At 64.0% G+C, this 15,810-nt stretch carries 17 protein-coding genes; 5 read left to right on the top strand and 12 right to left on the bottom strand.

What is annotated here, in order from left to right:
- Positions 1 to 94: 94 nt before the first annotated feature.
- The 7 genes from ACZ2IA_RS01885 to ACZ2IA_RS01915 all read right to left on the bottom strand — a co-directional run bounded on the left by ACZ2IA_RS01885 (position 95) and on the right by ACZ2IA_RS01915 (position 5,738).
- Complete coding sequence (locus ACZ2IA_RS01885) at positions 95 to 1,546, bottom strand: sensor histidine kinase (protein ID WP_470290867.1); 1,452 nt, start codon at positions 1,544 to 1,546, stop codon at positions 95 to 97.
- On the bottom strand, positions 1,527 to 2,201 hold the full coding sequence (locus tag ACZ2IA_RS01890; RefSeq protein WP_470290868.1) for a response regulator transcription factor: 675 nt from the start codon (positions 2,199 to 2,201) through the stop codon (positions 1,527 to 1,529). The genes ACZ2IA_RS01885 and ACZ2IA_RS01890 overlap by 20 nt, the downstream gene beginning before the upstream one ends.
- A gap of 153 nt (positions 2,202 to 2,354) precedes the next feature.
- On the bottom strand, positions 2,355 to 2,603 hold the full coding sequence (locus ACZ2IA_RS01895; RefSeq protein ID WP_470290869.1) for a hypothetical protein: 249 nt from the start codon (positions 2,601 to 2,603) through the stop codon (positions 2,355 to 2,357).
- Positions 2,604 to 2,693: 90 nt separating this feature from the next.
- The gene (locus ACZ2IA_RS01900; protein WP_470290870.1) at positions 2,694 to 3,272 is read right to left on the bottom strand and encodes a hypothetical protein; all 579 of its coding nucleotides are present in this window, start codon (positions 3,270 to 3,272) and stop codon (positions 2,694 to 2,696) included.
- 40 nt (positions 3,273 to 3,312) lie between these two features.
- Positions 3,313 to 3,951: a phosphoribosyltransferase gene (locus ACZ2IA_RS01905; protein WP_470290871.1), complete on the bottom strand. Its 639-nt coding sequence runs from the start codon at positions 3,949 to 3,951 to the stop codon at positions 3,313 to 3,315.
- 170 nt (positions 3,952 to 4,121) lie between these two features.
- Positions 4,122 to 4,685 (bottom strand): NADPH-dependent FMN reductase, encoded by a 564-nt coding sequence (locus tag ACZ2IA_RS01910; protein ID WP_470290872.1) that lies wholly within the window; start codon positions 4,683 to 4,685, stop codon positions 4,122 to 4,124.
- A gap of 177 nt (positions 4,686 to 4,862) precedes the next feature.
- Positions 4,863 to 5,738, bottom strand: coding sequence for a helix-turn-helix domain-containing protein (locus tag ACZ2IA_RS01915; protein WP_470290873.1), 876 nt, complete (start codon positions 5,736 to 5,738; stop codon positions 4,863 to 4,865).
- Positions 5,739 to 5,880: 142 nt separating this feature from the next.
- On the opposite strand from ACZ2IA_RS01915, the gene ACZ2IA_RS01920 reads away from it, so the two are divergent.
- Positions 5,881 to 6,786, top strand: coding sequence for a DMT family transporter (locus ACZ2IA_RS01920; RefSeq protein WP_470290874.1), 906 nt, complete (start codon positions 5,881 to 5,883; stop codon positions 6,784 to 6,786).
- Positions 6,787 to 7,310: 524 nt separating this feature from the next.
- Positions 7,311 to 7,736 (top strand): phasin family protein, encoded by a 426-nt coding sequence (locus tag ACZ2IA_RS01925; RefSeq protein WP_470290875.1) that lies wholly within the window; start codon positions 7,311 to 7,313, stop codon positions 7,734 to 7,736.
- Between the two features lie 185 nt (positions 7,737 to 7,921).
- Here ACZ2IA_RS01925 and ACZ2IA_RS01930 read toward each other — a convergent pair whose 3' ends face one another.
- The 4 genes from ACZ2IA_RS01930 to ppnP form a co-directional block, all read right to left on the bottom strand.
- The gene (locus ACZ2IA_RS01930; protein WP_470290876.1) at positions 7,922 to 8,785 is read right to left on the bottom strand and encodes a patatin-like phospholipase family protein; all 864 of its coding nucleotides are present in this window, start codon (positions 8,783 to 8,785) and stop codon (positions 7,922 to 7,924) included.
- A 226-nt stretch (positions 8,786 to 9,011) separates the two neighbouring features.
- On the bottom strand, positions 9,012 to 9,266 hold the full coding sequence (locus ACZ2IA_RS01935; RefSeq protein WP_470290877.1) for a hypothetical protein: 255 nt from the start codon (positions 9,264 to 9,266) through the stop codon (positions 9,012 to 9,014).
- Positions 9,267 to 9,344: 78 nt separating this feature from the next.
- Complete coding sequence (locus ACZ2IA_RS01940) at positions 9,345 to 11,201, bottom strand: M60 family metallopeptidase (protein WP_470290878.1); 1,857 nt, start codon at positions 11,199 to 11,201, stop codon at positions 9,345 to 9,347.
- Between the two features lie 218 nt (positions 11,202 to 11,419).
- Positions 11,420 to 11,731, bottom strand: a complete 312-nt coding sequence (ppnP, locus tag ACZ2IA_RS01945; protein ID WP_470290879.1) for a pyrimidine/purine nucleoside phosphorylase — start codon at positions 11,729 to 11,731, stop codon at positions 11,420 to 11,422.
- A gap of 211 nt (positions 11,732 to 11,942) precedes the next feature.
- Here ppnP and ACZ2IA_RS01950 point away from each other — a divergent pair, with 211 nt between their 5' ends.
- From ACZ2IA_RS01950 to ACZ2IA_RS01960, 3 genes are read left to right on the top strand one after another with little or no spacing between them, the layout of a single operon-like run.
- Positions 11,943 to 12,683 (top strand): acetoacetate decarboxylase, encoded by a 741-nt coding sequence (locus ACZ2IA_RS01950; protein WP_470290880.1) that lies wholly within the window; start codon positions 11,943 to 11,945, stop codon positions 12,681 to 12,683.
- Positions 12,684 to 12,697: 14 nt separating this feature from the next.
- Complete coding sequence (locus tag ACZ2IA_RS01955; RefSeq protein ID WP_470290881.1) at positions 12,698 to 13,480, top strand: 3-hydroxybutyrate dehydrogenase; 783 nt, start codon at positions 12,698 to 12,700, stop codon at positions 13,478 to 13,480.
- A gap of 9 nt (positions 13,481 to 13,489) precedes the next feature.
- Positions 13,490 to 14,692 carry a DUF3734 domain-containing protein gene (locus ACZ2IA_RS01960; protein WP_470290882.1) on the top strand — a complete coding sequence of 401 codons (1,203 nt, stop codon included), beginning with the start codon at positions 13,490 to 13,492 and terminating at the stop codon, positions 14,690 to 14,692.
- An 81-nt stretch (positions 14,693 to 14,773) separates the two neighbouring features.
- Here the strand turns inward: ACZ2IA_RS01960 and ACZ2IA_RS01965 are convergent, their stop codons facing one another.
- Positions 14,774 to 15,769: an alpha/beta hydrolase gene (locus ACZ2IA_RS01965; protein ID WP_470290883.1), complete on the bottom strand. Its 996-nt coding sequence runs from the start codon at positions 15,767 to 15,769 to the stop codon at positions 14,774 to 14,776.
- Positions 15,770 to 15,810: the final 41 nt, after the last annotated feature.

Raw genomic sequence — 15,810 nt, forward strand, 5'->3', positions numbered from 1 at the left:
TTCACGGCACATCGTGCCACTGGCACAGGAACCGGCACGCCTGCCCCACAAAGTCATATTGGCCGCTGGATCTTGCCGAGACCTTTCCCGAACGTTACATCTTTGTAAGTGTTGGCTGGTCACCAGGAGGAAATGGACTCTCATAGGCAAAGGTGGCAGGAAGCGTGAGGGTGAAGACGGAACCGGTGCCCAGTCTGCTCGATGCGCTAACGTGGCCTTTATGCGCTTCGACGACTGCCTTCACTAGGCTCAGGCCCAGCCCCAGGCCGCGCTGCGAGCGGCTGTGGTCGCCGCGGTACAGGCGATCCCAGATTTTCGGTAGCTCGTCGGGCGTCATGCCGATCCCGGTGTCTGCGACACGGATCTCCACCCCGTTCTGCTGGGCGCAAGCCTGTACCTCGATTCGCCCGCCCTGCGGGGTGTACTTGATGGCGTTATCCAGCAGATTGACCATGACCTGACGCAGGCGGTTGTGGTCCGCTGCCAGCCAGATCTGCAGCGGCGCGGTGATCGAGACGGTAATTGCTTTTTCCTCGGCTACCTGCTGGTAGAGGTTGATCGCATCGGCCAGGAGTTCCGAAATATTGACGGGCTCCAGGTGCAATTTGAGCGTCCCGGTTTCCGCCTCGGAAATGTCCATCAAGGTGTTCAGCATCTGGAGCAGCTGATCCGATTCCTCCACGCAGTCCGCTAGCGCTTCCCGGTAAATATCCGGCTTCGGCTCTGAGCGCAGGGCGATTTCCACGATGCCACGGATGCGCGCCATCGGCGTGCGCAAATCATGAGCGACGTTGTCGAGCGCGTTGCGCATGCCCTGGACCAGGATTGCAATCTTGTCCAACATCCCGTTGAATAGCGTCCCCAGTTCGTCCAATTCGTCGCCGGTCTGGCGGATCGGCACCCGCGCTTCCATGGCCCCGGACTCGATCGTGTGGACGGCCTGGATGAGTTGGCGAATCGGTCGCAGGAAGCGCCGTGCCAGGAACGCCCCTCCGAGCACGCCGACGACAACCATCGGGATCATGACACTGGCTACGATCCATCCAAAGCTCTCTAGGACGCTATCGCGCTCCTCTGTGCTCTTGCCGATTTGTAGTACCTCCCCGTCGGGCAGGCGTGTGCTAGCGATCTCCAGGATGGCCTCATCATCTTTTGCCGGCAGCCGGATCAAGGCGCTAGGATCGGTCAGAGGCGCGTGTTCTAGACGGCTCAGGTCGAATTGCGCCCACTGATCGGGAATCTCAAGGAAGACTGTCGTATTGCGCGGTCCGGCAATGCGGATAAAAAACGGCTTCGTTTTTCGCAGCCGTGTCTCGTGGGCCAGTTCTTTTTTAAGCCCGGAGAGGTCCGTTGCCTGGTATTGAGCCGCCAGTTGGTGAAGCTTCTGCTCAACGCTGTCGTGATCATGCTGTCGAAGGGTGGAAGCCAGCAGGAAATACGCGAGCGCAAAAAGCGAAACGGTGCTGAGAACAAAGAATGCCGAGTACCAGAGCGCGAGCCGTAAGCTGATCGTTCCCCGGAGGGAATCAAGGCCCCTTGAGAACATACCCCACCCCCCGGATGGTATGAATCATCTTGACAGGAAAATCCCGGTCGACCTTGTTACGCAAGCGACAGACCAGAACGTCGACGACATTGGTCTGCGTATCGAAGCTGTAATCCCAAACGTGCTCCAGAATCATCGTCTTGGACACCGGGCGGTTCGCATTGCGCATCAGGTATTCAAGCAGAGCAAGCTCACGCGGCTGTAGATCAAGTCTTTGCCCGTCACGCGTCACTTCACGTGCCAGCAGTTCAAGGACCAGTTCACCCACAATCAGCCGGGCTGGTTCAGTGGTTCCGGAGGCACGGCGAATCAGCGCGTGGACGCGCGCGAGCAGTTCGGCCAGCGCAAAAGGCTTTGTCAGGTAATCGTCGCCCCCCGCCTGGAGGCCGTTTACCCGGTCATCGACGGTACGTTTAGCACTGAGGATGATCACCGGCGTGGTGACCTTCCGGCGGCGCAGGGTCTCGATGAGCGCCAGCCCGTCCAAACGGGGCAGCATGATGTCAATGATGGCCACGTCATAGGTGATGGTGAGCGCCAGATCAAGCCCACTCGTGCCATCCTCAGCGTAGTCGACTGCGAAGCCGGCCTGCTTTAATGCCGCGATGATAAACGAGCGGATCTTTCTGTCATCTTCAACAACTAGAACGCGCATGACCACACTCCTTCCTCGCCGACTACGGCCGGGGGCTTTTCCCAGTATCACTGCGAATCTGCTAACCGTTGCACGACTAAATTGGAATGGATCACAGTTGGAAGTGATTCACCCGCTCCGATTGGACCCGAAAAATATCAATAAAACAGTTATTTATTGGTGATTTGTATGCTTTTTACCTTCATCCTGGTCAGACCCACAGCCCTCCGGCACCTTCAGCGAGAACCCAAGAGGCGACGGATAGCTGATGAACACCTGGTTGTCCGGGATGTCGCCCGGCGGGTTCTTTTCCGCCTTGAGCGCCTGCTCGGCCGCCCTAGCCGGATTGCCAACGCTCGGCACGATGCCGCCGAGTACCGCGACGACCGCCATCGCTAAGACGGTAGGCCTGTTCTTGTTCATTGTCGTGTCCTTCACTGCTCGGCGGCAGGGTCTTGAGCCTGTTATCAATCGGCACGCTCTTGGGGTTCGGCTTGGCAGCCATGGCCGGCTTCAGCCCAAGCCGGTCGCAAAGCGCGCCATGACGATGATGATCAGCACCTGCATCGTGCCCTGCAGCGCCACGCCGCGCACATAGACGCGCATCAGCCTGCCGATGCGTTCGCCGTCCGGCTCGGATTTGCGCAGTTCGAGATACACCTTGAGATTGGTCGGCAGCAGCAGCGCCAGCCCCTGCACGGTGAGCAGGGTGACAATCACCAGCGCCGCCACCACCCAGCCGAAAGCGGGGTAAGGCAAGGCGATCAGCCCCTTGCGCACCGCGAGAAACCAGCCGGCGGTGCCGGTGATGATGGCCAGCGTCGGCATCAGGAACAGCATGCGCGGCATCAGCCGCGCGACGATCTGGCGCCGCGCGGCCAGGTCGACCCGACGCAGAATCGGCCCGATCACGAAGCCCATGAAGAGGTCGATGCCGGTCCACAGCACGCCCGATAAGACGTGCACGAAGTCGTGAAACCACAGGCTCGGCCCGCGGATGGCCGCCACCATCACCGCCAGCGCGACGAGGGCGGCCGAGAGGTAACGCCAGTCCACCAGCGGCGGCACGGCGGAAGCGGAAACATGGGACATGGTTAACGCTCTCGGCAGACAGCACGGCCGACGAGCGCCGTCATGTCTCCCCCTGCTGCGGGCGGGCGCGCAGGATCGCGATGACCTCCTCGTCGTCGACCTGCGGAAAATCCCGGTAGAACTGCCCCACCGCATGGAAGCCGCCCGGCGCGTCCAGGCACACCACCTCGTCGGCGTAGCGCGCCACCCGGTAGAGCGTGTCGGGCGGCGCCACCGGCACCGCACAGACCAGCTTGGCCGGCTTCTGTGCGCGTAGCGCGGTCAGCGCGGTGACCATCGTGGCACCGGTGGCCAGGCCGTCGTCGACCACGATCACGGTGCGGTCGGCCACCTCGAGCGGCGGGCGATCGGTGTAAAGGTGGCGGCGCTCGCGCAACACGGCCAACTGAGCCCGCGCCAGGTCATCGATATAGCGCTTATCGAGGCCAAACTGTCCGGCGAAGTCGTTGAGCGTGACGTGACCGGTTTCGTCGATGGCGCCGAGGGCGAGCTCGGGCTGGAACGGCGCGCCGAGCTTCCTCACCAGCACCACGTCTAGATCGCCGCCGAGCTCATCGGCGATCAGCTTCGCCATCGGCACCGCGCCGCGCGGAATGGCGATCACCAGCGGCCGGCTGGTCCGGTAGCCGGCGAGCCGCTCGGCCAGCAGCCGGGCGGCGTGAGTGCGATCGGTGAACATGACGACAAAACTCCGGCAAGCGGGAAACGGTACCCGCGCTTACAGCGTAGTCCGGCCACGGCGTGAGCAAAACCAGCGCGACACGCCGTTCAATCCGTGGCCCGCCCCCTGGACTCTTGACCATTGAACGGCTAGCGGTACATTCGGCCAACCTTGATGCGGTCGAAGGGCTAGGCCGGGCGTTTCGCCGCGATGTGCTCGGCAAAACGTTTGACGAAGTCGCCCAGCTGCTGGCGGATCGCGTCGTCGGTCAGCTCGCCCTGCTCGTTGAACACGGTATGCGCGCGCGACACCATCAGTCGGCCGCCGAACCACGGCTCGGTGCCGAGGGTGCGCAGCACGCCGAGCCAGGCTTCCTGCGCGAGGATGGTGCCGAAGCCGCCGGGCGAAGCGCCGAGCAGCGCCACCGGCCGCTTACCGAACAGCGTCGGGATGTCGGCCGGCGGGCGCGACAGCCAGTCGATGGCGTTCTTGAATACGCCGGGAATCGAGTTGTTGTACTCCGGCGTGGCCAGCAACAGGCCGTCGGCCTGCGCGATCGTCGCCTTGAGCGCGGTGACCGCGTTCGGGATGCCCGATGTCGCTTCGACGTCGCCGTCGTAGAGCGGGATGCCGTGGAGGGTAGCAAGCTCCAGTTCGACGCCGTACGGAGTCAGTTGCGCCGCCGCCCGCAACAGCGCGGTGTTGTACGACCCTTTTCGCAGGCTGCCCGAAATACCGATGATTCGTGTCATGTGCTTGCCTCCGCTGGGCCGGCCGGGCCGTGACCGAGCCGGACGTCGATCATTGAAAACGCTGCGATGCCGGTCGCACCGCCCTGCGCTCCGCTGCGGCTGCCTTAGCGAGTGCTCGGCAGAAAACGAGTAGAGCCACTATAGCCGCCCATTCGGGCTTGGTATCGGTCGCTCGGCTCAGCGTGCACCGTGCCAACGCCGGTACACACCCGGCGTGACGCCGAGCGCAGTGCGGAAACGGTTGGCGAGATGGCTGGCGCTGGCAAAGCCGCAAGCGGCGGCGATGTCGACCAGCGGCTGTTTACCGTACGCCAGCGCCTCGCGGGCACGGGCGAGGCGGCGCTGCATGATCCAGGCATGCGGAGCTTGGCCGAACGAGGCGCGGAACATCCGGGCGAAGTGGTACTCGGACAGCGCCAGTTCCGCCGCCAGCTCGCCGACCGTCAGCGGCGCATCGAGCCGCGCCTCGATCAGCTCGCGCACCCGGCGCCGTTGCGCCGGCGCGAGGCCGCCCTTCACCGCCAACGCACGACGCCGGCCGGTATTGGTCAGCATCAGGTGCGCCAGCACCTCGTGTCCCAATGCGTTGCCGGTCAGCTGGCCATCCGGGCTGTCCCAGTCGAGTCCGGCCAAGCGGCGACAGACCGCCGCCAGCGCCGGGTCGTCCATATAGGTGCGGTCGAGCAGCTGCTGCTCGCGCGGTTCGCGGTCGAGCAGGGTCACCGCCAGCGCGTCAAATTGCTCGGTCGGAAAATACAGGTGCAGGAAGCGGATCGGCCCCTTCACCTGCCAGTCGGACTCGTGCTCGGCCGGCAGCACGCACAGCTTGTCCGGCGCACCGTGGCACTGAGGCCGGTCGCGCCGGACGATGTCGAAACCGCCCTCGAGGTACAAGGACACGGTGTGGTGATCGGGGCGATTGTAGAAAGTGTCTTCCAGCTGAGTGCGCCGCCACTGCGCGGCCACCAGGCCGTCGCCGAGCGGGGCGCGGCGCTCCAGCTCGGCGTGGGACTGGGTCAGGGTGTCGTAAACGGGTAGCGTGGCGGCGGGCATGGCAGGGTCCTCTATGCCTTGCAGTGTACGACGACCGGGTAGCCGCCATGACCGCGCGGCACAAAAAAGCGCAGGAATATGCAATCGCGCCGTGCTCCCCTTGGCGACACTGACGGCATCGTCCCACACCCGGAGCCCTGCCATGAATGCCCTGCTTTACCTGTCTACCGTGTTGATCTGGGGCACCACCTGGATTGCGCTCAAGTGGCAGCTGGGCGACACGCCGATCCCGCTGTCGATCGCCTACCGCTTCCTGCTGGCCGCCGCGGTGCTGTTCGCGATCCTGGCGACAAGGAAGCAGCTGCGCCGCCCGCGCGGCGAAGCCGGTCGGTTGGTCGCGGCGCAAGGCCTGTGCCTGTTCTGCTTCAATTTCCTGTGCTTCTACCACGCCAGCCACTACCTGCCGAGCGGACTGGTCGCCGTGGTGTTCTCGACCGCGACGCTGTGGAACGCGCTGAACGCCCGGCTGTTCCTGAAACGGCGTATTGCCCCGCAGGTGATGGCGGGCGGTGCGTTGGGCCTCGCCGGCATCGTCACGTTGTTCTGGCCGCAGCTGGCCGGGCATGGTGCCGACAGCGGCACGCTGATCGGTCTCGGCCTGTCGGTGCTCGGCACGCTGTGCTTCTCGGCCGGCAACCTGCTCTCCAGTCGACTGCAGGCGCTCGGCCTGCAGCCGTTGGAAACCAACGCCTGGACGATGCTGTGCGGCGCGCTGATCTTGGTCGCCGGCAGCCTGGTCGCCGGCCTGCCGTTCACCATCGATACTTCGGCGCGCTACCTCGGCGCGCTGGCCTACCTGGCGATCCCCGGCTCGGTGATCGGCTTCACCGCCTATCTGATGCTGGTCGGCCGGCTCGGCCCGGAACGCGCCGCCTATTGCACCGTGCTGTTCCCGGTGGTGGCGCTGAACGTGTCGGTATGGTTCGAAGGCTATCAGTGGACGCCGTTGGCGCTGGTTGGCCTGCTGCTGGTGCTGGCCGGCAATGTGCTGGTGTTCCGGCAGCCGAAGCGCCCTGCTGCGCTGCCCGCGGGCGCCAAAACCGTATGAGAAACCGTATAACCTGAGCGGTTCCACGACCGCACAGGATGAGCGTTGCCCGGCCATCTGGCCGGGCTTTTTTCATTCGGCCAACCTTGACGAGCGAAGAGACCCAACCGAATTGCTTCGATCTGGCATGGGCCAGCAGGCCGGCCTGTGGTTGCAACAATTTCCGGTGTTTCTGGCGCAGAGGTGGCGTTTTATGCCCGCCGGACAAGGGCGTGCCGCACGATGTTCCTCTGTTTTTTGTTAGCCGTTCTTAATGTCAGCCTGGCAAAGCTTCCAGCAAATTGGTTCATCCGTTACCCATTCCCTTGTTGACTGAACCGAATCACCTCCTACACTGAATCAGACTTGACCCCATAGAAAATCCGGGGCGATTCACATCAGCTGAAACGCCATTATCTCTCGATCTCTACCTAATATCGCTTCAAGTCATCGGTCAAGTTAAGTCTATCTCACGACTTTTGGTGAGAGCCGTGAAGGATCTTCGCCGCTAGTCCTCTCGTGCCGTCATTATGGAGTACTGGGTCATGGAAAATTTTCCATCTGCATTCGATAAGTGGTCTGAGATATGCCAATCTCAATACCAAAATACTTTAAAGGCATCAGGCATTGGTTTTGAGTATTCCGGAAAAATACTCGATTTACAAATCGACCTTATTAAGGACTTGTTCAGCTCTACCACAGAAGCGGTCAAAGGCTTGCAGAATATCAAAAACCCGCAGAGCCTTACTGAGCTACAGGAACATTTAACAAGGCCTTCGATTGAAAAATCGATGGCTACTTCGCAAGCCATCTATGAAATGCTTACCGAGATGCAGCAAAAGCTCATGGAAATTTCAATAGTCCCGATGGTGGCTGAAAATATAGCCTCGGCCCATCGTCCTTCAAAGAGCGACAAGAGCGACGCCGATCGCATGCGCAAAGACAGTGTAAGAGCCTCCGAGGAGATTTAGCGGAGAAGTGCCCACTATTTTCCTCAATAGCGGGGTAAGCAAGGCTTGATTCAGGGCCTTGGCGAAGCCAAGCGAGCCAATAGACTGGCTAACAAAACCCAGTAGCAATGATCCCGGCTAGGTGCGCTGCCGCTGACACAGGGCAAGGCAGCGCAGCGACGCCGGGATGGTTTTGTGAGCGGCGCTCAGTGGTGATGCTCCAACAGCGAGCTCGGCAACGTCGGTGTGCTTAGCCCGTCTTCGCTCAGCCATTGCCGGGTACGCTCGGCGGCCAGCTCGATCAGCCGGCCACACTGGCTGTAGTCATACGGCGAGGTGTTGAGCGGACACAGCGGCGGGATCACGTGGATGGCGGCCTGCGACGCGTAGGCACGGATGTCGTTGACCAGCTGGCGGGCGATCAGCAGCGTCAGCGCGTGCAGCGCCTGCGCGATCACGCTGCGCGGCGGGTGCTGCAGCGCGCAGGCGAAACCGGCCGGCAGCACGATGATGCGCCGCGCGCCCAAGCGCACCGCCACCGACACCGGGGTGTTGTTGGCGACGCCACCGTCGACCAGCTGACGGCCGTCGACCTCGACCGGCGGAAACACGCCGGGAATCGCTGCACTGGCGAGCACCGCGTCGACCACCGGCCCGCGATCCAACACCACCTCGTCACCGTTCAACAGGTCGGTGGCGACCACGTAGAGCGGTAGACTGGCGTCCTCCAGCCGGGTAAACGGCAGATGCCGGCTCAGCAGCGCGCGCAGGCCCGCCGACTCGACCAGATGCTGACGGCGGCGCAGCACCATATTGAACAGGCCGAGCATCGTCATCGGCATGATGTCGCGACGGCGGATCTGACTCCACAGCGTGGCCAACGCGGCTACCCCAGCGGCGTCGGGCCGGCCGGCGAAGTAAGCCGCGTTGATCGCGCCGGCCGACGCACCGATCACCACGTCGGCGCGCTCGCCGTACGCGAGCAGCTCGCGCAGCATGCCGACCTCGACCGCGCCGAGGCTACCACCACCGGCGAACACGAAGGCGGTCTTATCGCTACTGCCTGGCATGCTGCATCCCCCTGATTTCGGCCAACGTGCGGAGCGCGAGCCGCTTTGAATAAGAATGGCCGCTGACACGACCGTATTCTTTAGTCGTACCCGACGGCGCTGGCTTACGGAAGCGACACCGGACAAGCCAGGCCGAATCGCTTACCGGCGGTTCGCCGGGCTTCGTTGTCGCAAAACAAAACAGGCAGCCCGCAGGCTGCCTGTGTGATGAGACGAGCTGACCGGATCAGAGGCCCAGCATCGCCTCGGTGACGATGAAGTCGTTGCCGTGCTTGTTGATCAGCTTTTCGAAGGTCGGGGCGAAGCACGACCATTGCTCTTCGACCAGCAGCACGGCGTGGCCGTCGTTTTGCAGGGCGACGCCGAGGAAGCGGCCGATCGCCTCCGGCTCCACCTGGAAGAACGCCGGATAGCCGTCCAGCCGGCAGTTGACCAGCACCAGGGCATTGCGGTCGAGCCGCGCGCCGAGAAAAGTCATCATCGTTGTGGCTCGGGTAGGTAAAGTGGCCGCCATTGTAACCCGGCAGGCAAAAAACCCGCATTAGCCCTAAGCCGTCGATTACTGGGGCGGAACGGGCGCTTCTTCCGGGTTCACCCGCCAGGTCTCTACCGCCGGCAGTGGCAGGCCGCGCGCCTCGACGCGGGCGATCGCGTCGGCCGAGACCGGCACGCCCCAGCGCCGGAAGTGCGCCGTCAGGTCGTGGCCGGTGATGTCGGACAGCAGTTCGTACAGCGTGTCGGTCTGCCGCTGTTGGCTCGCGCAGATCGCCTGCTGTTCGCCGGCCGGCAGCTCGCGGTAGCGGCGGTTAAGCTCACGGAAGATGTCCCAGCCCTGGTCGGGAAACGCGTAACGCAGCTGCGCGAGGAACACCAGCTTGTCGACGTCGTCGGCATCGCGATCGAAATCGAAGCCTTCCCGAAGCTTGGCGATCGCCGTGGAGTAACGCCGCGTCTCGATCAGCGCCGGATGCTTGCGAATGACCTCGGCGACGTAGAGCGGGTAGAGGTTGACCGTCGACTCGAGCCCGTAACGCTCCGCCCACAGACAGGTCTGCTGGTAGTTGTGGCCGGTCTCGTGGATTACGCCCCAGTTCGACGCCGCATCGACGCTGGCGAGCTTCCAGTCGAGCAGCGTCATGATCGGGAAGCCCGCGTGAGCGTAGCCGTGGCTGATCTGCACATCCTCGACCAACCACTGTCGGCCCTGAAGTTTGGGGTGCAAGGGCGACGAGCCGTCGAAACCGGCCAGGTCCATCACCGCGGCCTGGGCCGCGTCGTACGCCCGCATCACGCTTTCCGGGTCGGCGAGCTCGCGGACCTGGCTCGACGGCACGACCAGCACCGCCTTGTCGCCCTCGAGCACCGCCCATGGCGCCGGGGCAGTGCGCGCGACCGCCCAGTCGGCATTGCTATGCGTGCCGAGCCTAAAGTACGGCGCCTCCACCGCGCCGCTTATCGTCATCGGCAGCGTGACGTTGGCCGAACCCTCCGACTCGATGATCACCAAGCCCCCGTACCGGCTGCGCACCAGATTGACGCCCGGCTTCAGCGGCACCGACAGGCTGACGCGCGGATAGCGGTCTACCGTCTCGCCGGGCTTGCTGCGCACGATCACGTCGGTGTGCGGGCCAATGCGCAGCGACACGCCGTCGACCGGCACGTCGTAGGGCAAGGTGACGGTGAGCGTCTCGCCGGCCGGCGCATAGAGGCCGGTCGCGAGCCAGTTGCGCGGCAGCTGGCTCCAGCCGATATGCGAGTGGCTGATAAAGAGGCGATCGAGCGTCACGATGACGCTCAGGCGCGGCGCGGTGGGCGGCACGGAGCCGGGGAAGGCCGATACGTCGCGCGGTGCCGGAAGCGGCGCCCCCGGCGGCGTCAGCTGGTTCACCACGTGGCGCGCGCGCTCGAGTTCGAGCGCCGCTGTGTTGGTCGCGGCTATCGGATAGGTGACAGCCACCGCCCTGCCCGCGTCGACCTCGGCCGCGAGTTCGGCCAACCTTGTCCAGCGCTGATCCGCCGCGTCCCGGTACGCCGACACGGCCAGCGCGTTGCCGGACGTAAGCGTCAGCGCCCAGTCGCCGCTGCGCAACGAGTGCCCGGCCCACACCCATTGCTGCGCCGGCCCGCCGTCGCACGCCGCCACCGACAAGCCGCCGCCGTCGACCAGTCCGCCCGCGAGGCAGAGCCCGGGCTCGGCCGCCGTGCGCAGCGCGGCCGCATCAAGTATCCAGCGCTGGCGTGCATCGGCGCCGTCGCACACAGCGGCGAGCACCGCGCCGCCTTCGCGCGCGACGCACCAGCCGCGCGCGAAGGAGATCAACATGTCGCCCGCTCCGCCGGCGGCCTGCGCCAAGGCCTGCCAGACCAGCGCCGCGACAAGTGCCGTGGCGATCGGGAAATCAATAGGCTGCGTCATGTTTCTACGATAGCCGCGGCCAGCCGCCCCGACATCACACCAAGCCATTTCACCAAAAACAAAAGCGGCCACGCAGGCCGCCTTGTTCGTCTTGCCGTCCGGCTTAGAGTCGCTAACAAAACCCAGCGAAGCGGTTCCGGCTAGGCGCGCTGCCGCAGACAGTACAGGTAGTACGGCAAGGCAGCGCAACAACGCCGGAAGGGTTTTGTTAGTGGCATTTAGCCGAAGTGGCAGACGTAGTGCAGGATATCGGTCACTTCGATCTGGAAGCTGCTGTCGCCCGGCACGCTGAACGATTCGCCGCCCTTATAGGTCTTGGCTTCGCTCTCGCCCTTCAGGGTGATGCGACATTCGCCGGCAACCAGCTCCATGATTTCCGGCGCGCCGGTGTTGAAGGTAAGTGTGGACGGTAGGATCACGCCGACCGATTTCTTGGTGCCGTCGGCCAGGGTCAGGCTGTGGCTGACGCACTTGCCGTCGAAGTAGACGTTGGCCTTCTTCGCCACGCTGACGTTATCGATTTGCTCCATTGGTGATCTCCTTGTTGGTGTTTTAACAGGTGGGAAGTGTAACCCGAAATACCGCGCTCGCGTTGCGCCGGCCGGGAACCATCGCCGGGCGGCTACGTCAGAATGTGCTAACGTAGTGAAGCATCGCGCGGCGCACCATGCCGTTGTTATTAGCCGCTTTGTTGGACGCCAGACAGTGTTGTTCCACCTCTAAAAGGGAGAGCCGTTGTTCATGGATATCCGCACCATACGCGAGCAGGCCTTCGCCATGCCGCTCACCAACCCGGCCTTTCCGGTCGGCCCCTACCGCTTCATCGACCGCGAATTTTTCATCGTCACCTACCGCACCGACCCGGACAAACTGCGCGCCGTGGTGCCCGAGCCGCTGGAGCTCGGCGAACCGCTGGTGCACTACGAGTTCATCCGCATGCCCGACTCGACCGGCTTCGGCGACTACACCGAAAGCGGCCAGGTGATCCCGGTGACCTTTGGCGGAGTCGCCGGCAACTACACCCACGCCATGTATTTGAACGACCACCCGCCGATCGCCGGCGGGCGCGAACTGTGGGGTTTTCCGAAGAAGCTCGCTTGCCCCAGCCTGAAGGTGCACATCGACACCTTGGTCGGCGAGCTCGACTACGGCCCGGTGCGGGTGGCGACCGCCACGATGGGCTACAAACACAAGACGCTCGACGCGGTGGCGGCCGGGTATAACCTCGCCAGCACGCCGAATTTCCTGCTCAAGATCATCCCGCACGTGGACGGCACGCCGCGCATCTGCGAGCTGGTGCGCTACTACCTGCAGGATGTGACGGTCAAAGGCGCGTGGACCGGGCCGGCAGCCTTGTCGCTGTTCCCGCACGCACTGGCGCCGGTGGCCGAGCTGCCTGTGCTCGAGGTGGTCGAGGCACGCCACATCGTGGCCGACCTGACCCTCGGTTTGGGCGAAGTGGTGTTCGATTATCTGGTCTAATTAGGAGAAGAACCATGCAACTGAACGGAAAAGTCGCGCTGATCACCGGCGCCGCCAGTGGTATCGGCAAGGAAATCGCCCTCGTCTACGCCCGTGCCGGCGCCGCGGTGGCAATCGCCGACATCAATCTGGACGCGGCGCAGAAGACCGCCGACGAGATCAAGGCCAGCGGCGGCAAGGCGATCGGCGTGGCGATGGACGTGACCAACGAAGAAGCGGTCAACGCCGGCACCAAGGCGGTGGTCGACGCGTTCGGCCAACTCGACATCCTGATCTCGAACGCCGGCATCCAGATCATCAACCCGATCATCGACTACAGCTTCGCCGACTGGAAGAAGATGCAGGCGATCCACGTCGACGGCGCCTTCCTCACCACCAAGGCGGCGCTGCAGTACATGTACAAGGACAATCACGGCGGCACGGTGATCTACATGGGCTCGGTGCACTCGCACGAGGCCTCGCCGCTGAAGTCGGCCTACGTCGCCGCCAAGCACGCCCTGCTCGGCCTCGCCCGCGTGCTGGCCAAGGAAGGCGCCGCGCATAATGTGCGCTCGCACGTGATTTGTCCGGGCTTCGTGCGCACCCCGCTGGTCGACAAGCAGATCCCCGAACAGGCCAAGGAGCTGGGCATCAGCGAGGACGAGGTGATCAAGCGGGTGATGCTCGGCGGCACGGTGGACGGCGTGTTCACCACCGTTGACGACGTGGCGCAGACCGCGCTGTTCCTGGCGGCGTTTCCGAGCGCGGCGCTGACCGGCCAATCGTTCATCGTCAGCCACGGTTGGTATATGCAATAAGGGGACGGCATGGCGACACGCAAACAGAATCCGGCCTGCCACGAAGGCAGCGGCCGCTACGAAAGTCCCGCCCTGCCCGCCGATCATCAGTATCAGGTGGTCGGACTGGTGCTGCAGGGCGGCGGCGCGCTCGGCTCGTATCAGGCCGGGGTGTATCAAGGGTTGGCCGAAGCGCAGCTGCATCCGAACTGGGTGGCCGGCATCTCGATCGGCGCGCTCAACGCGGCGATCATCGCGGGCAACCCGCCCGAGAGACGCGTCGAACGGCTGCAGGAATTCTGGCAGACCATCTGCCAGCCGCCGTTCCTACCGCCCACCCCGTTGAGCCAGCTGAACCTCGTCAAGGACTGGCCTAGCCCGCTGATCGGCCTGTTCAACGGTTGGGAGGCGTGGCGCGCCCTGACCGAGGGACAGAAAGGCTTCTTCGTGCCGCGCAGCCCGCTTGGCGGTAACGGTCCGCCCCGGCCGGACAATACCAGCTATTACGACACCGCCCCGTTGAAAAGCACGCTCGAAGCGCTGGTCGACTTCGACCGGCTCAACGACACCCGCGAGATGCGCGTGTCGGTCGGTGCGGTGAACGTAAAAACCGGCAACTTCGTCTATTTCGACAACACCAAGGAGCGCCTGCGCGCCGAGCATTTCATGGCGTCCGGGGCGCTACCGCCGGGCTTCCCGGCTGTGGAGATCGACGGCGAGTACTACTGGGACGGCGGCGTGGTGTCGAACACGCCGCTGCAGCAGGTGCTGACGACCACGCCGCGCAAGAACTCGCTGGTCTTCCAGGTCGACCTGTGGAGTTCCCACGGCTCCCTGCCGACCGACCTGTCCAAGGTGGCGCTGCGCCAGAAGGACATCCAGTATTCGAGCCGCACTCGGATGATCACCGCGTATATGGCGAACATGCAGAAGCACCGCCGCCTGCTGCGCGAGCTGATGGAGCTGGTGCCCGAGGACGCCCGCAAGGACAACCCCTGGTACCAGCGCGCCGCCGAGGAGGCCTGCGACCGGCTCTTCAACGTGATCCACCTGATCTACAAGGATAAGGACTGCGAAGGGAGCTACAAGGACTACCAGTTCGGCGCGATGACGATGCGCGATCATTGGCAAAGCGGCCTGGCCGATATCGAGCACAGCCTGAAGCTCCCCGACTGGCTCGACATGCCGCCGGCCGAGAAGCCGTTCATTACCCACGACATACACCGGCGGTGAACCGGTTCGGCCAACGCTGACCGCGGCGTCACCCTTCCAAAGCCCCTCACTCAGGGGCTTTGTTCTTTCCACATGGGCGTATCAGCGCTTCAGGATTAGCCCCCCGCCGGCGTCGACCGCCCGGCTCGGAATCACGCTGCGTTCGATGCCGACCAGCGTGGAGAACAGGTCGCGGGTGAACACCCGATTGCCGAAGAACCAGGAATGGCTCTGCAGGCCGAGAAACGCCGCCTGGTCGGCCGCAGCCACCGCCGGGTCGCTGACCAGTTGCTGGTAGTAGACTGAACAGTCGACGTTGACCGCCTTGGCCGGCGCCTCGGGCGGCAGGCCGACCCGGCCGGCCCGTGGTGCGATGCCGAGCCGTTTCACATTGGACAGGTCGAGCGCTTCGTCGTGGCGGTTGCTGTAGTTGGTCAGCCGCGCGCAGTGGCGGTAGACCGATTCGGCATCGGGATTGCTGGCCGCCAGCGAGTCGGCCGACACGTCGCCGGCGGCCAGCAGTATCTGGCTGACGCTCCAGGCGCTGTTGCCCAGCGCGGTGTCGTCGGCGTCGTCGAACGCCTCGCGAATCACCATCGCGCCGGTGGAGTGGCCGAGCAGGTGGATATTGATCGCGCAATCGGGCGTCTGCTTGCCGGACAGGTAACTGATGCCCGAGTTGACCAGCTCCAGCGCGGTGAGCTTGGCGCGATGCCGGTCCGGCAGGTAGGCGAGCGCCTTGTCGTCGCTCGGCCAGTCGAACGACACCACCACGCCGAGAAAGCCGAGCGCGCGCAGGTCTAAGGTCAAGCGGCGGTGGCGCTGCATCACCTCGGTCTCGCTCATGTTGTAGCCGTGCACGATGAACAGGATGTCGCCGCGTTCTTCGCCTTGGGCGTTCTGCCAGACCGACTGGGCGCGTACCGCCTTATACCAGCCGGTGGCGGCCACCGCGTCGCCGGGAACCGGGTCTTCGCCGTCCGGCACCATCAGGAAGCGGGTCGACCCGACGTCGGCGACGAAGCGGCCGTTGCGCACTGCGCGCACCGACATCACGTAGTCGTGTTGATCAAGCTGGGTGGTTTTCTGATTCGTCATGATCTCCCCCTTGTCCTAGTCTTGGGTATAGCAAGCGGGGC

Source organism: Crenobacter sp. CS_VA4 (assembly GCF_055597485.1).

Coding starts and splice junctions, on each gene's coding strand:
- ACZ2IA_RS01885 (WP_470290867.1), bottom strand. CDS start 1,546: ATGTTCTCAAGGGGCCTTGATTCCCTCCGGGGAACGATCAGCTTACGG.
- ACZ2IA_RS01890 (WP_470290868.1), bottom strand. CDS start 2,201: ATGCGCGTTCTAGTTGTTGAAGATGACAGAAAGATCCGCTCGTTTATC.
- ACZ2IA_RS01895 (WP_470290869.1), bottom strand. CDS start 2,603: ATGAACAAGAACAGGCCTACCGTCTTAGCGATGGCGGTCGTCGCGGTA.
- ACZ2IA_RS01900 (WP_470290870.1), bottom strand. CDS start 3,272: ATGTCCCATGTTTCCGCTTCCGCCGTGCCGCCGCTGGTGGACTGGCGT.
- ACZ2IA_RS01905 (WP_470290871.1), bottom strand. CDS start 3,951: ATGTTCACCGATCGCACTCACGCCGCCCGGCTGCTGGCCGAGCGGCTC.
- ACZ2IA_RS01910 (WP_470290872.1), bottom strand. CDS start 4,685: ATGACACGAATCATCGGTATTTCGGGCAGCCTGCGAAAAGGGTCGTAC.
- ACZ2IA_RS01915 (WP_470290873.1), bottom strand. CDS start 5,738: ATGCCCGCCGCCACGCTACCCGTTTACGACACCCTGACCCAGTCCCAC.
- ACZ2IA_RS01920 (WP_470290874.1), top strand. CDS start 5,881: ATGAATGCCCTGCTTTACCTGTCTACCGTGTTGATCTGGGGCACCACC.
- ACZ2IA_RS01925 (WP_470290875.1), top strand. CDS start 7,311: ATGGAAAATTTTCCATCTGCATTCGATAAGTGGTCTGAGATATGCCAA.
- ACZ2IA_RS01930 (WP_470290876.1), bottom strand. CDS start 8,785: ATGCCAGGCAGTAGCGATAAGACCGCCTTCGTGTTCGCCGGTGGTGGT.
- ACZ2IA_RS01935 (WP_470290877.1), bottom strand. CDS start 9,266: ATGATGACTTTTCTCGGCGCGCGGCTCGACCGCAATGCCCTGGTGCTG.
- ACZ2IA_RS01940 (WP_470290878.1), bottom strand. CDS start 11,201: ATGACGCAGCCTATTGATTTCCCGATCGCCACGGCACTTGTCGCGGCG.
- ppnP (WP_470290879.1), bottom strand. CDS start 11,731: ATGGAGCAAATCGATAACGTCAGCGTGGCGAAGAAGGCCAACGTCTAC.
- ACZ2IA_RS01950 (WP_470290880.1), top strand. CDS start 11,943: ATGGATATCCGCACCATACGCGAGCAGGCCTTCGCCATGCCGCTCACC.
- ACZ2IA_RS01955 (WP_470290881.1), top strand. CDS start 12,698: ATGCAACTGAACGGAAAAGTCGCGCTGATCACCGGCGCCGCCAGTGGT.
- ACZ2IA_RS01960 (WP_470290882.1), top strand. CDS start 13,490: ATGGCGACACGCAAACAGAATCCGGCCTGCCACGAAGGCAGCGGCCGC.
- ACZ2IA_RS01965 (WP_470290883.1), bottom strand. CDS start 15,769: ATGACGAATCAGAAAACCACCCAGCTTGATCAACACGACTACGTGATG.